Raw genomic sequence first — 13,494 nt, forward strand, 5'->3', positions numbered from 1 at the left:
CTACCGTTCCCTTTCGTGGATCTCGTCCGCGCGCGCGACGCTCAGCGGGATGCCGGCGACGGCCCAGGCGTCCGGCTCGGTCGGGGCGGCCCAGCCGCGGATCACGGACCGGTCGACGTTCAGGGTCTGCTCGATCACGTCGGTCAGGCGAGCCAGCAACTCGGTCCGTCGCTCCGCCGGCCGGTGGGCACTCACGCAGCACACGAAGAACGGCGCGCCCAACCCGCCGGGCGGTACTACTTGCCCGCCCGCGGCGGCGTGTCCGGCAGTGAGCACGAACACGCGGGTGCGCTCGATCGGGGTGTCGAGCGTCTCGGCGATGGCGAGGCCGGCTTCGGTGAGCAGGCGCTGCCGGCTGTCCGGGTCTGCCGGCTCGGCGGCGAGGTAGATCATCAGCACTGGCATCGTCAGTCCGCCTTGATGACAACCGAGCCGAGGTGGCTGAAGTGGGCCGCGATGTGCGAGCCCGGGGCCAGTGGCACGGCTTCGGTCAGTCCGCCGGTGAGAACCACCCAACCCGGCTGGAGAGCGTGTCCGCGCTCGGCCAGCTGGTTCGCGGCGAAGGCCAGCGCGTGTGCTGGGTTGCCCAGCACCGCGGCACCGGTTGCGCTGTCGACGACCTGCCCGTCGACTTCGAGGAGGCAGCCCTCGAGGGCGAGGTCGAAGCCGTCGGGGTTGACTTGCACGGAGCCGGTGACGTAACGGCTGGAAGAGTTGTTGTCGGCAATCACGTCGGGCAACGTGAACCGGAACCCGCTGTAGCGGCTGTCGATGATCTCGATGCCGCCAAGCACCGCCGAGACCGCGTGCATGGCCCTCGCGGCGGTGACTCCTGGTCCGGCCAGCTCCTCGCCCAGCACGAACACGATTTCGGGTTCGGCGCGGGGATGGATCAGCCGGCTGCGGGGGACCACCGTCGCCGGGGGCAGCTCCATCGCGTCGGTCAGCCAGGCAACCGACGGGGTGTCCACCTGCATCTGACGCTGTTTGGCCGGCGACGTCAGGCCGAGTTTGACCCCGACAACCCGCTCACCGCGAGCCGTCCGCCGCTTCATGCCCACGTCCTGGGTTCGGTACGCGGCTGCCAGATCGAAGTCGGGCCAGCGGCCGGTGACACTGCCGACCGGAGTCCTGGAGGATTCAGCGGTGAGGAGGAGGTCGGCGACCACCTCGGGTGTCCACACGCCCTGTGATGTCATCGTGCGGCTTCCTGTTGTTCAGGGGCGAACTGGACGCTCACCGAGCCCAGTCCGGCGAATGAGGCGCTGACACGGTCTCCCGGGGCCACCGGCGTAGCCCGGGTCATCGAGCCGGTGAGCACGACGTGACCGGCTTCGAGGGTGACGCCGAGCGGCCCGAGAGTGTTGGCGAGCCAGGTCAAGGAGTTCAGCGGTGAGCCGAGCACCGCGCCGCCGACACCCGTTGCCGCGATCTCGCCATTGCGGTAGAGCACACAGCCGGCCAGCCGGAGATCGATCGCGCGGGGGGAGACGGGGCGACCGCCCAGCACCACAGCGCCGGACGAGGCGTTGTCGGCTATCGTGTCCACAATGGTGATGCGCCAGTCGCGGATCCGGGAGTCGATGATTTCAAGGGCCGGCAGCAGGCAGTCGATCGCGCACACCGCGTCAGCGATCGTGACCCCCGGCCCTCGCAGCGGCCGGGAGAGCACGAAGGCGACCTCAGGCTCCACCCTGGGCTGAATGAACATCGTGGCAGGGATGGGGACATGTTCGGGCGCGAACATGCTCCGCATCAGGTGCCCGTAGTCGGGCTGATCCACGTTGCTCTGTAGCTGCATCGCGCGCGAGGTCAGACCGACCTTGTAGCCGGCAACCTGATCGCCGGCCGCGATCCAGCGGACGACCTGCGCCCGCTGGATGGCGTACGCGTCGGAGACATCGGCGGCGGGGTGACGCTCAATGACAGGTTCGGCCGGTTCGCCGCCGGCATACGCGGCAAGCAGTCGCTCGGCCGCTTCGGCATTGAGTACGGCAGTGCGGGAATCGTGCTGTCCAGCCAGGCCAGTCGGCATATCCGTGCGCCTCATCAGTACGTCGAGCGGCCGCCGGAGATGTCGAAGACAGCTCCAGTCGAGAAGGAACACTCGGGTGAACTCAGCCAGGCGACGAGGGCTGCCACCTCAGCGGGCCGGCCCAGACGTCCCATCGGGATCTTCGAGGTCATGTAAGTGACGTGGTCGGGTGTGGACTGACCCACCATCGGGGTGTCGATGAGTGCCGGAGTGATGACGTTCACCAATACCGAGGTCTCCACAAGCTCCTTCGCGAAGGCCTTCCCGAGGGCGATCACGCCGCCCTTGGAAGCGGAGTACGCACCGGCGAAAGGATTTCCTTCCTTACCGGCCACCGAAGCGAGTAAGACGACACGACCGGCTTCCGACCGCTTGAGGGCGCCAGCCACCGCACGGCACATGTGAAATGTCCCGCCGAGGTTGATCCCGATCACGCGGTCCCATTCCGCGTCGCTCGTATCCATGATCGGGTCGTTGGCTCCCGCCGTTCCCGCGCAGTGCACGAGCACGTCGATGCGTCCGAACCTGGCGATGATCGCCTGCACGGCTGCGGCGCACGCGGCGGAGTCGGTGACGTCGGTCCGGACTGCTATCGCACGCCCTCCCGCCTCGGTGATTTCCTTCGCGACGGTGCCGGCGGCGTCGAGGTCGATGTCGGCGACCGCGACGGCAAAACCGTCGGCGGCCAGGCGCAGCGCGCTCGCCCGGCCGATCCCAGACGCGGCCCCGGTGACGACCGCCACCCGCCGGTCATCGGCAATCTGCTGCATAGCGTCCATATGCGAAATCCTCATCCGGCTCACCTGGCCCACACCAGCGCGAAGAACCCGGGTCACCTATCCGGAATCGCGATTGAAGCCGCCCGAGACCGGCCGCGAGCAGGTCACCTTGTCGACCACAGCCCGACGGGGTCGTGGGGACCGGGCGCGGGAGTGCGGTCGCGGTCGGGGGTATCCGCATTCGGGGATCGACGTTGACCTTCGCATGGACCCTCGCGATGCTGCACGAAGTGGACGGATTCGTGGACCGCGCGAGGGGTGGTGCCCAGAGTGAGCTTTGAAGTCGGTGGGTCGCTGATCCCGGTAGTCGACTGTCATCACCATGTTGGGTCGATAGATCCGCCGGCCTGGCAGCAGCCGCAGTGGCGGGAGCAAGATCAGGCGGTGCGTTCGGCTTTCATGGGCCGCAACCGCATTGACCGTTGCGTCATCATGCCGATGCCGTTGATGACGCTGACTCACGCCAACGAGCGTTATGCCGCGGCGCATGACATGCTGGCGGCCTACCGGGCCGAGCGCCCTGACATGGTCGCCGCTGTCTGCGCGACGGTGAATCCGGCCGAGACGCGCACTGCCGAGCTGGAGCTGACCCGGTGTTTCGGCGAGCTGGGCTTCGCTGCGGTCTCCTACCATCACCGCTACCTCGGGCTAACGCTGAACGACGAGCGCATGACGTTGGTGCTGGAGCTGGCGCGGGCCTTCGACCGTGCCGTATTCGTGCACATCCTGGCCGAATCGTCGGACATGGAGTCGCCGTGGCGGCTGTTCGCCCTGGCACGGCGATACCCGGACGTGCGGTTCCTCGCGCTCGACGGGTTCTCCAGCCCGCAGCAGGCCGCCTACCTTGTCGAGGTCGCCGGTGACTACCCCAACGTCTGGTTCGACACCGGGGTGGCCACTGCGGTCGCTCACGGTTTCGCGGACTTCGTCCAGCGGTGGGGGCCCGCCCGGCTTGTGCTGGGGACGGACTACTACTCGGGCCCGCCGAACTTCTACACGGCATTCCCGGTACACGAGATTGCGGCGGTGGGGTTTGCCCCTGACGTGCTGAGCCGTATTGCCTACCGTAACGCGGGTGAGCTACTTCGGCTCGACGGGATCGGGCTGGGCGATGCGGGGGCTGCCGAGATCGTCTCGCCGTAACGTGGATGCCGGGTCGTCACCCGACGCCCGAGGTTTCATTGCAGGCGGTAGATTGTCCCGATCGGTACGGGGACATGGCTGTTGGGCGGACATCCCGAGGAAGAACATGATTCGGATGGACCTCGGCGGATGACCGTGTGGCGGGTGCTGGGCATCGTGGTGCCGGTCCTGCGCAACGTTTGAGGACCCGTCCGGCCCCGCGTCCAGCACGGGAGCCGTAGGAGCTTCCAGCCCGTGGTCGCGCGGTAGCGCAGGCAGCGCGCACGCCTGCGCCGGCCCCCCTGGAGCGACCTGCCGGTCGAAGCTTGCCCGCCCGAATCGATCAGGCATTGCCCCACCCGCGAAGGTTAGCTTAGGCCGGTCGCCTGCTGGAGGAAATGCAGGTCAAGGACGACTCGATCGGCACCGTCGAGCTGACCGTCAGCATCGACTCCACCATCGCCCGCGCCCACCAGCACGCCGCCGGAGCACGAAAAAGGGGGACAACGACGAGACAATCGACAGCAAGCAGTCCCAAAAACGGCAGGCCCTCGGACGATCACGCGGCGGGCTCACCACCAAGCTCCACCTGATCACCGAAGCACGAGGCCTGCCCCTGGCCTTGCACCTGACCGGCGGAAACGTGGCCGACTGCACGGCCTTCGAGACAGTGATGGCCAAGTTCCGGCTCCGCCGCCGCACTGGTCGGCCCCGCACCCGGCCCCGCCGCCTGCTGGGCGACAAGGGCTACTCCTCCAAGAAGATCCGTCTCTACCTGCGCCGACGCGGTGTCCAGGCGGTCATCCCCGAACGTCGGGATCAGAAGGCCAACCGCAAGCGCAAGGGCAGCCGCGGAGGCCGCCCTCCCGCCTTCGACGCGTCCACCTACAAGAGCCGCAACCTGGTCGAGCGGTGCTTCGCCAAGCTCAAGCAGTGGCGGGGCATCGCCACCCGCTTCGACAAGCTCGCCAGCCGCTACCTCGCCGGCGCCGTCATCGCGTCCTTGTTGCTCTGGCTCCGCCAAGCCGAATTGTCAGACAGTCCCTAACGGGATGGGAGCAGTCGATGACTGGCGGACGTCCCCCTCGGATCGACCTGGACGACATCGTCCGAGCCGGTCGCGAGCTCGGCCTGAGCGGACTGAGCGTGAAAGCCGTGGCGGCACGGCTGGGCGTGACGTCGACCGCGCTCTACCGCTACGTCGGCGGGCGATGGGACCTGGACCGGCTGGTGGGCGAGAGCATCCTCGCGGAGCTGGAGTTGCGCTCGGGCTCGCCCTGCTGTCGGTCTCCGGCCCGCTGGGCCCTCGCCGCCCTCGCGGGCGTACCCGTGCTGCTCGGCGCGTTCTGGGCCGCCGGACGCGTCAGCCGCACCGCCGACCGGGCGGCCGCCGAGGTCAACAGCGCGCTCACCGAGAGGATCGTCGAGTTCGCCCGTACCCAGCAGGCCCTCCGCTCGGCCCGCCGTGCCGAGCCCGCGCGCAGCCATGTCGGCGCCATCCTCGCCGCACAGCACAGCGCCACGGTCAGGCTGCTGCTCATGCAGATCCCCGGGCAGTTGCTGTTCAGCATCGCGAGCCAGCTCGCCCTCGTGCTCCTGGCCGGCACCACGACGGTCCTGGCCGTGCGCGGCGCACTCACCATCCCCGAGGCGATCGCGCTCATCGTCGTCATCGCCCGCTACCTCGAGCCGTTCATCGCGGTCGGGGATGCGGGCTCCGCCCTGTCCGGCGGCGAATGCCAGCGTGCTGAAGTCGACCCCTCTCTCCGTGCCGGAGACCGCGTGGACGACCTCGGGGTCCGCTCCGTCGACGGCCCTGGACGCGCCGAGTTTGAGGGCGAGGTCCCGCTGGTCAGGGTTGAGGCCGACCATCTAGATGGCGTACGCGGTGGTCTCGGTGAACTCGTCGATGTTGGCGCGGGTGCCGGGCCCGGCGGAGCGGGAGGCGATGGACGCGACGATCTCGGCGTACGGCAGCGGGGTGACACGGGAGACGGCGGCGACGATCGGGATGGTGGCCTGCCCACCGCACGTCACCATGTTCAGGTCGGTGGCTCCGCCGGCGAGGTGTTCGGCCAGATTCACGGGAGGGACGACGAACGGCCCGACGGCCGCGGGGGTCGGGTCTACGAGGGTCTTGCCGTACGGGTCGAGCTTGATCGCGTTGGCGATGTGGGCCCTGGCGGAAGTCGCGTCGAAGATGATGTCGATCTCGTCGAACCCGTCCATCGCGATCAGCCCGTCAGCGGCTCAAAGTTCCGACCACCGCCGTCGAGGTGTGGCGCGGGCATCAGATGAACTCGACCAGGACGGTTCGCCGCTCGAACCGACCCTGGAACGACGCACTCGCGCCACCGTCACCTCGATGTCCGGCCTCGGTGCCGAGATCTTCGCCGTTCTCGGCTTCGCCGGATACGCCCTGGGTTCAATCCGGGCCCCCAACTGGGCAGCATTGCCGTACCTGCTGATCGCCGCAGTCTGGTCACGGCGTCCCTGACTGGGAAGGGCGGATCCGCGAGTAAAGCACCTGGTCGTGCCACGCCCCGCCCCGCCACTGGGCGCTGCGCACCACCCCCTCCCGGGTGAACCCGGCCTTCTCCAGCACCCGCTGCTCGGCGAGGTTCCCGGCATCGGTGAAGGACTGCACCCGCTCCGCGCGAGTGTGCGCGAACAGGTAGTCGGCGATCTGCCGCTGCGCCTCGGTACCCGCGCCCTTGCCCCGGAAGTCGGCGAACACCCAGATCCCGATGGTCCAGCACCAGGACGTGACGTCCGGCCCCCAGGAGTTCATCCACCAGGCGACCCACCCGGCCGGCTGCCCGTCCGCCTCGATGGTCATCTGGCCGGAGTCGTGACCGAGCAGCCCGTTCTCCATGAACTCCCGGCGCAGCCCGTGCGAGTTCCGGTACCCGAACCACTGGAACTCCCCGGTCCCCTCGGGCGTGGTCCGCTCCCGATCGAACAAATCAAGATCGCTGGCCCGTACGGGCCGGAGCGTGACCTCCATCATTGCCTCCTGACATCAGGGAACCAGCCGTACACGATAGCGCCACCAACGGTCTTGGTCAGGACCGGGTGAGAAAGTCCCCGAGCCCGTGTTCCAGGAGGTCGAAACCGGCGTTGGCCGCGCGTACCGCGTCGGCGTAGACGGCGTCGGAGGACTCCCCTTCCACGATGCGGCGGGTGTTGACGACCTGGAGGCGGCGCCAGAGCGCGGTGAGCTGGCTGGCCGCGATCCCGGCCCGGATGTCGCCGGGGGACTCGGCCTCCAGCAGGCGGGCCAGGCGCTCCTCCGCGAAGACCTGGATCATGAAGAGCCTGCCCATCAGCGAGGGCGTGCCCCGGACCAGGTGGAGCATGTTCATGGCGGCGGCGCTGTCGTCCAGGCCGGTGTCACTGCTGCGCCGCTCCAGCCGGGCCAGGAACTCCCGCCGGGAGGCCGCGACGAGGGACTCCCCGGGCCGCCGCTCGCCGAGCACGCGCATGGCGTCGGCGTACATCTGCTCCTCCAGCGGCGCCAGCACCAGGTCTTCCTTGGTCGGGAAGTAGTTGAAGACGGTCATCTTCGACACCTGCGCGGCGGCGGCCACCTCGGCCACCGACACCTCGTCGAAGCCCCGCTCCAGGAAGAGCGCGATGGCGGCGTCGTGGATCGCGCGCCTGGTCTGCAGCTTCTTCCGCTCCCGCAGGCCCATCGTTTCGCTCACCCGCCGATCATATCAATGTTGACTGAGTACAAGTTTTGACCCAGTCTAGAGATGTGACGGAGAAGCAGAAGAAGTTCGCCATGGCGGGGTGCCTGCTCACCCTCGTGCTGGCCATCCTCGACCAGAACATCGTCTCCACCGCCGCCTGGTCGATCGTCGGCGACCTCGACCCCGCCCACGGCATCGAGCGCCTCCCCTGGCTGGTCACCGCGTACGCGCTGGCCGCCACCATCGCCCTCCCCCTGTACGGCAAGCTCTGCGACGTGTACGGCTCCAAGGGCGTCTACATCGCCGCGGTCGCCCTCTTCCTGGCGGGTTCGGCCCTCTGCGCCGTCTCGGGCGACATGACCCAGCTGATCGCGGCCCGCTGCGTCCAGGGACTGGGCGGCGGCGGCCTGATGAGCGTCACCCTGGTGGTGTTCGCCCACCTCACCCCGGCAGAACGGCGGGCGGGCGCGGGCGGCGCGGGCGGCCTGATCGCCGGGCTCGGCATGGTCACCGGACCCCTGCTCGGCGGTTTCCTCGCCGACCACCTGGGCTGGCGCTGGATCTTCCTGGTCAACCTGCCCATCGGGGCGGTGATCCTGTTCAGCGCGGCGACCCTGCGCCTGCCCGACGGCGGCCTGCGCCACCGGATCGACTACCTGGGCGCGGCCATCTTCGCCCTCGCCGCCTCGGCGCTGCTGCTGGTCACCGAGTGGGGCGGCGACGAGTACCCGTGGACGTCGCCCGTCATCCTCACCCTCACCGCGCTCTGCCTCGCCCTAGCGGCGGCCTTCGTCTGGCGGGAGCGGACCGCGCCGGAACCGATCGTCCCACTCGACCTGCTGCGGGACCGGGTGGTGCGGATCGCCCTCCCGCTCCAGCTGGTCGCCAGCTTCGCCATGGTCGGCGCCATCCTGTTCGTCATCATCTACCTGCGGGCCGCCCGCGCGGTGCCCGCCGCCGACGCGGGGTTCTACCTCATCCCGATGGCGGCCGGCATGGCCCTGTCCGGCCTGATCTCCGGTCGCGCCCTCAGCCGGGGCGCGCAGCCGCGCACCTTCCTGCTGGCCGGTCTGGCGAGCGCCGCCGCCGCGCTGGCGTTGCTCGGCTTCCTCAGCCCGGACACCCCGTTCTGGACCATCCACCTCTACCTGGCACTGCTCGGCGCCGGGTTCGGGCAGATCGTCGGGATCATCATCCTGGTCGTGCAGAACGCCGTGCCGCTCGGGCTGCTCGGCACGGCCACCACCACCATCCGCTTCATCCAGACCCTCGGGATCAGCCTGGGCTCGGCCGCCTTCGGCCTGATCCTCACCCGGGTGAGCGCGTCCCATCTGCCGCCGGGCGTCACCGCCACCCAGCCGCCGCCCGGCGTGCACGACCAGGCGGTGGCGGCGATCGTGGCCGGCACCGACGCGGTCTTCCTGACCGCCGCCGCGATCATGGTCTTCGCCCTGCTGCTGGCCACCCGGCTGCGTACTCAACCGGTCCCGGCCGTTGTCTAAATATCGAGGTCCAGGCGGGCGAGCGGCTCGACCAACTCCTCCTCCTCGTACGCCAGGTGGGACAGGAGCACGTCGGAGAGCAGGTCCACCTGCTCGCGCACCCGGTCCAGACCCGACGGCTCCTCGATCATGGCCACCAGCGCGGCGTCCAGGCCGGTCAGGATCTCGGCCACCACCTCGTGCTCCTGCTCCAGCCGGGCCACCACCGGGGCCAGCGACTCCTGGGCCGCGGCCAGGGCGGGGAACATCCGGGAGTCCTCGATGGTGTGGTGGGTGGTGAGGATCCGGCAGTAGGAGGCGCAGAAGCTGCCCAGCGTCCAGTAGTTCTGCCGCATGGTCAGGTCGTTGATCATCGACCGGAGCGCGGCCGCCTCGCTCCGCCCGGCGGCCACCTGCTCCAGCGCGTCCCTGATCTGGGTCAGCTCGTGGCGCAGGTGGTTGTGGATCTGCACCAGCCGCTGGCCGTTGGCCCGCTGCGCGGGGGTGAGCGCGGCCAGGTCCCGCTTGGGCAGGCGCGGCCGGGTGGACTCCTCCAGCGGCCCGATGATCCGGGCGGGGGCGTCCGGTGCGACGGGGGCGGCCTCGGGGGTGCGTTCGGCCTGGACGGCCGCCCGTACCGCCGGGGCGACCTCCTCGGCCCAGATCCGCATCGTTCGCTCGTCGTCCCCGGTCAGCACGAAGACGCTGATGCCGCAGCCCAGCGCCAGATCGGCCAGCTGGTCGGCCCAGAGCGCGGGCGGCCCGTCCAGGAACGCTCCACCGGCGACGGCCGAGAAACGCCCGGAGAGGTTGTAGACCCGGCGGATGTCACCGGGATCCCGACCGGCCGCGACTGCAGCACTATCGATGATCTTGGTCATCGCGGGCAGTTCCTCCGGCGGCGCGTACGGGGACGAGGGCACCCAGCCGTCCCCGAGCCGCCCGGTGAGTTCGAGCATGCGCGGCTTGTACGCGCCGACCCAGAGCCCGATCGGATGGACGGGGAACGGGCCGGGCTGCGCGCCCCGCACCTCGTAGTGTTTTCCGGCCAGCCGTACCGCTTCGCCCGGCGTCCACAGTGCGCGCAGCACGGCCATCGCCTCCGCCAGGGCCTCGACCGCCTCGCCGGGCGTGCGCCGGGGGCCGCCCATGGCGGCGATGCCGTCCCAGAACGCGCCCGAGCCCACGCCCAGCTCGACCCGGCCGCCGCTGAGAATGTCCAGCGAGGCCGCCGAGCGGGCCAGTACGGCGGGCGGGCGAAGCGGAAGGTTGATCACATCAGGGAACAGCCGGATACGGCTCGTCCGCCCGGCCAGCACCGACAACAACGTCCAGGTGTCCAGAAACCGGGACTGGTAGGGATGGTCCTGGATGCCGATGATGTCCAGGCCCAGTTCCTCGGCCCGCACCGCCTGCCGTACCAGACGGTCGTGACCGGCCGCGTCCGGCGTCAGGAACGCGCCGAACCAGAGATCGTGGTTGAAGTCAGCCATGGGCCACCGCACCTTCCCCGAGCCAGCGTTCCCCCCACGCGATCAGGGGCCGCACGGCGTCAACGAGCTCACTGCCCTTCTCCGAGAGCGTGTAGGTGATCTGCACCGGCGTACTCGGCACCACCGAGCGGATCAGCACACCCGCCTGCTCCAGCTCCCGCAGCCGCTGCGCCAGCAACCGCTCCGAGATCCCCGGCACCGCGACCAGGAACTCGCTGTACCGCGTGGCCCCAAGCTCCGCCGCCATCAGCACGGCCCCGTTCCACCGCCGTCCGACCAGCTCGACCGCGGCCTGGAACGCTGGACAGTGGTGTTCCACCGACTCCACCCACATCACCCCACTTCCGGTAAGTAACCTATCAGAGGGAAGTTAATAGGAAACCAGAAGGGATCCACATATGTCCGTACTTGTTGCCTTCAGCGTCACTCCCATCGGTACCGGCGAAGACGTGGGCGAGTTGGTCGCCGAAGCCGTCCGCGTGGTCCGCGCCTCCGGCCTCCCCAATCGGACCGACGCCATGTTCACTACCGTGGAGGGCCAGTCCTGGGACGAGGTGATGACCGTCGTGAAAGCCGCCGTCGCCGCGGTCGAGTCCCGCTCACCCCGCGTCAGCGTGGTCCTGAAAGCCGACATCAGAACAGGTACGGAAGACCGCCTGGAATCCAAGATCGAGTCAATCGACCGCTACCTGTCCCAGGACCCGACACCCTGAACCGGAGCCCGCCGCGCGTTCTACTCACAGCATTGTCGTGATTTCGCGGGCGCAGCCCCAGGACAGGCTGACGCCCACTCCGCCGTGGCCGTAGCAGTGGATCAGGCGGGCGGAGTCCAGGGGTTCCTCCGCCAGGCGGATGCTCGGGCGGCCGGGGCGCAGGCCGACTTCGACGCCGAGGATTCGGGCGTTCGCCAGGCGGGGTTCGACCGCGGCGCAGCGGCGGAGGATGGTTTCGGTCTGGTCGTCGTCGGGGTCGAGGTTCCAGTCGCCGGGGGCGGCGTTGCCGCCGAGGACCACGCGGCCGTCGTGGGGGAAGAAGCTGACCCATTCGCGGTCGGCGCCGCCCTCGTAGAAGAACTCGGTCAGGCCGGGGTTCTCGACGACCACATGCTGGCCGCGTACCGGCTGGACCTGTTCGTCTCCGGTCAGCGCCTCGGCCGCCACCCCCGTGCAGTTGACCACCACGTCCGCACCCGGTGCGGCCTCCGCCAGCGCTTCCACGGTACGGATCTCGATGTCACCCCCGGCCCGGCAGAGCCGGTCGACGAGATAGTCCAGATAGGTGGGCATGTCCACGATCGGAGAGCTGATCCAGAAGGCCAGCGGAAACCCGGCGTGCTCGGCCTCGGTGCAGGGCGCGAAACCGGGAAGTTCAGCCGCCCACGGGGGAAGTCCGGCGCCGAGACGGCTCACCAGGCGCCCCCGGGCGAGGCTCACCCCCGTGCCGTGGTGGCCGGCGAGCGCATCGAAGATCTCCAGGGACTCCCGCTGCCACCGCACGGCCGACTCCCGCGGCTCGGCCAGCACCGGCCCGCCGATCATGGCTCCGGCCACGGCGGATGTGGTCCGCTTGGGGAACAGCGCACTCCACACCTGAACCCGATGCCCGACCTCGGCCAGGCACACGGCTGTGGTGAGCCCGATCACCCCACCACCCACAACGACCACATCCGCCACGAAGGCCCCCTCTCGATGATCCTCACTTCCCCCGAAATTCCGGAACATTCTCCCAACTCAGAGCAATTGCGCCACCAGCCCGATGACTGCCGCCACCACGATGAACCAGGCCGTGTTGAGCTTGGTACGCCACTGCAACACCAGGGCGACCACCCCCAGCACCACCGTCAGCGGATCGACGAACGCCTCCCTGGCCAGCTGCAACGTCACCCCCGCCATCAGCGCGAGCGCGGTCGCGTTCACCCCGTCCAGGAAGGCCGAGGACCACTCCCGCCCCCGGATGTAGACGACCAGCCGGGTGAGCAGCCCGACGAGGACGAACGACGGCAGAAAGATCCCGATGGTCGCCAGCACCGCCCCCGGCCACCCCGCGATCACGTACCCCACGAAGGTCGCCGTGGTGAACACCGGCCCCGGCGTCACCTGGCCGATGGAGATCGCGTCCAGCAACTGCTGCTGGGTGAGCCACCCCAGCCGGGAGACGAAGTCCCCTTCCAGGAAGGCGAGCAGCACGTACCCGCTCCCGTACAACACCGACCCGATTTTCAGAAATGTCAGGAAAAGCCGGGCAAGGTCACCCCCGGTCGGATCGGGAAAGTACGGAATGGCGAGAAACCCCGGCCGGATCCGTACCGCCATGACGGCCAGCCCGCCGACGGCCAGGATCAGCAGCTCGTTCACCCCCAGCAGGTACGCCGCGAGCGCCCCCACCGCCACCACCCCGGTCAACCACCCCTTGACGGCGGTCCGCAGCAGCCCCGCGATGGCCCACACCACGATGGACACCACCACCGGTTTGATCCCGTAGAGCAGCCCCGCCATCTCGGGGGTCGACCCGTACTTCCCGTACGCCCAGGCCAGCGCCAGCACGATGGCGAACGCCGGAAAGATGAAACAGACCCCGGCCACCACGAGCCCGCGAAACCTGGCCCGATCGTGCCCCAGATGGATGGCCAGCTCGGTGGAGTTCGGCCCGGGAATGAGGTTGACCGCCCCCATCAGGTCGAGGAACCGTTCGTCGGTCACCCACCCGCGCCGCCGGACCAGTTCGTCCCGCATCATCGCGATGTGCGCGGCGGGTCCGCCGAACCCGACCACCCCGAGGCGGAGGAACACCACCGCCACTTCAGCCAGCTGTCGTTTCATTCGCCGAATTATGGTTGTCCCGATTGAACACAGGGTGAAGGGCGCCCGCCCTCCCCGATGGAGGGCGGGC

16 protein-coding genes are annotated in these 13,494 nt (G+C 69.3%); 6 read left to right on the plus strand and 10 right to left on the minus strand.

What is annotated here, in order from left to right:
• From KIP79_RS00750 to KIP79_RS00765, 4 genes are read right to left on the minus strand one after another with little or no spacing between them, the layout of a single operon-like run.
• Positions 1–405, minus strand: a complete 405-nt coding sequence (locus KIP79_RS00750) for a tautomerase family protein (RefSeq protein WP_214102691.1) — start codon at positions 403–405, stop codon at positions 1–3.
• Positions 406–407: 2 nt separating this feature from the next.
• Positions 408–1,169: a 2-keto-4-pentenoate hydratase gene (locus KIP79_RS00755; RefSeq protein WP_250212476.1), complete on the minus strand. Its 762-nt coding sequence runs from the start codon at positions 1,167–1,169 to the stop codon at positions 408–410.
• A gap of 26 nt (positions 1,170–1,195) precedes the next feature.
• Positions 1,196–2,035 carry a 2-keto-4-pentenoate hydratase gene (locus KIP79_RS00760; RefSeq protein WP_214102693.1) on the minus strand — a complete coding sequence of 280 codons (840 nt, stop codon included), beginning with the start codon at positions 2,033–2,035 and terminating at the stop codon, positions 1,196–1,198.
• Between the two features lie 14 nt (positions 2,036–2,049).
• Positions 2,050–2,814, minus strand: a complete 765-nt coding sequence (locus KIP79_RS00765) for an SDR family NAD(P)-dependent oxidoreductase (RefSeq protein WP_214102694.1) — start codon at positions 2,812–2,814, stop codon at positions 2,050–2,052.
• A 270-nt stretch (positions 2,815–3,084) separates the two neighbouring features.
• Between KIP79_RS00765 and KIP79_RS00770 the strand changes: the two genes are divergently transcribed.
• The 4 genes from KIP79_RS00770 (at position 3,085) to KIP79_RS49965 (ending at position 6,433) form a co-directional block, all read left to right on the plus strand.
• Positions 3,085–3,957 (plus strand): amidohydrolase family protein, encoded by an 873-nt coding sequence (locus KIP79_RS00770; RefSeq protein ID WP_214102695.1) that lies wholly within the window; start codon positions 3,085–3,087, stop codon positions 3,955–3,957.
• Positions 3,958–4,453: 496 nt separating this feature from the next.
• Entirely contained in the window at positions 4,454–4,984 is a 531-nt protein-coding gene (locus KIP79_RS00775) for an IS5 family transposase (protein ID WP_308169519.1), read from the plus strand.
• Between the two features lie 17 nt (positions 4,985–5,001).
• Positions 5,002–6,234 carry a hypothetical protein gene (locus KIP79_RS50365; RefSeq protein WP_443611852.1) on the plus strand — a complete coding sequence of 411 codons (1,233 nt, stop codon included), beginning with the start codon at positions 5,002–5,004 and terminating at the stop codon, positions 6,232–6,234.
• Positions 6,235–6,301: 67 nt separating this feature from the next.
• A complete protein-coding gene (locus KIP79_RS49965; protein ID WP_256447094.1) occupies positions 6,302–6,433 on the plus strand; it encodes a hypothetical protein in 132 nt (43 codons plus the stop codon).
• On the opposite strand, the gene KIP79_RS00795 is transcribed toward KIP79_RS49965, so the two are convergent.
• Together KIP79_RS00795 and KIP79_RS00800 are read right to left on the minus strand one after the other, a co-directional pair.
• Positions 6,419–6,946 carry a GNAT family N-acetyltransferase gene (locus KIP79_RS00795; protein WP_214102698.1) on the minus strand — a complete coding sequence of 176 codons (528 nt, stop codon included), beginning with the start codon at positions 6,944–6,946 and terminating at the stop codon, positions 6,419–6,421. The two genes, KIP79_RS49965 and KIP79_RS00795, sit on opposite strands and share 15 nt — an antisense overlap.
• A gap of 55 nt (positions 6,947–7,001) precedes the next feature.
• Positions 7,002–7,643 (minus strand): TetR/AcrR family transcriptional regulator, encoded by a 642-nt coding sequence (locus KIP79_RS00800; protein ID WP_308169491.1) that lies wholly within the window; start codon positions 7,641–7,643, stop codon positions 7,002–7,004.
• A gap of 53 nt (positions 7,644–7,696) precedes the next feature.
• Between KIP79_RS00800 and KIP79_RS00805 the strand changes: the two genes are divergently transcribed.
• Positions 7,697–9,133 (plus strand): MFS transporter, encoded by a 1,437-nt coding sequence (locus tag KIP79_RS00805; RefSeq protein WP_214102699.1) that lies wholly within the window; start codon positions 7,697–7,699, stop codon positions 9,131–9,133.
• Here KIP79_RS00805 and KIP79_RS00810 read toward each other — a convergent pair.
• Together KIP79_RS00810 and KIP79_RS00815 are read right to left on the minus strand one after the other, a co-directional pair.
• Positions 9,130–10,605, minus strand: a complete 1,476-nt coding sequence (locus tag KIP79_RS00810) for an LLM class flavin-dependent oxidoreductase (protein ID WP_214102700.1) — start codon at positions 10,603–10,605, stop codon at positions 9,130–9,132. The two genes, KIP79_RS00805 and KIP79_RS00810, sit on opposite strands and share 4 nt — an antisense overlap.
• Positions 10,598–10,933: a winged helix-turn-helix transcriptional regulator gene (locus tag KIP79_RS00815; protein ID WP_214102701.1), complete on the minus strand. Its 336-nt coding sequence runs from the start codon at positions 10,931–10,933 to the stop codon at positions 10,598–10,600. The genes KIP79_RS00810 and KIP79_RS00815 overlap by 8 nt, the downstream gene beginning before the upstream one ends.
• Positions 10,934–11,003: 70 nt before the next feature.
• On the opposite strand from KIP79_RS00815, the gene KIP79_RS00820 reads away from it, so the two are divergent.
• A complete protein-coding gene (locus tag KIP79_RS00820) occupies positions 11,004–11,318 on the plus strand; it encodes an MTH1187 family thiamine-binding protein (protein ID WP_214102702.1) in 315 nt (104 codons plus the stop codon).
• 24 nt (positions 11,319–11,342) lie between these two features.
• Here KIP79_RS00820 and KIP79_RS00825 read toward each other — a convergent pair whose 3' ends face one another.
• Together KIP79_RS00825 and KIP79_RS00830 are read right to left on the minus strand one after the other, a co-directional pair.
• Entirely contained in the window at positions 11,343–12,278 is a 936-nt protein-coding gene (locus KIP79_RS00825) for an FAD-dependent oxidoreductase (RefSeq protein ID WP_214102703.1), read from the minus strand.
• Positions 12,279–12,335: 57 nt separating this feature from the next.
• Complete coding sequence (locus tag KIP79_RS00830) at positions 12,336–13,424, minus strand: chromate transporter (protein WP_214102704.1); 1,089 nt, start codon at positions 13,422–13,424, stop codon at positions 12,336–12,338.
• Positions 13,425–13,494 lie beyond the last annotated feature (70 nt).

This window comes from Acrocarpospora catenulata, from assembly GCF_018476525.1.
GTDB classification, from domain to species: domain Bacteria; phylum Actinomycetota; class Actinomycetes; order Streptosporangiales; family Streptosporangiaceae; genus Acrocarpospora; species Acrocarpospora catenulata.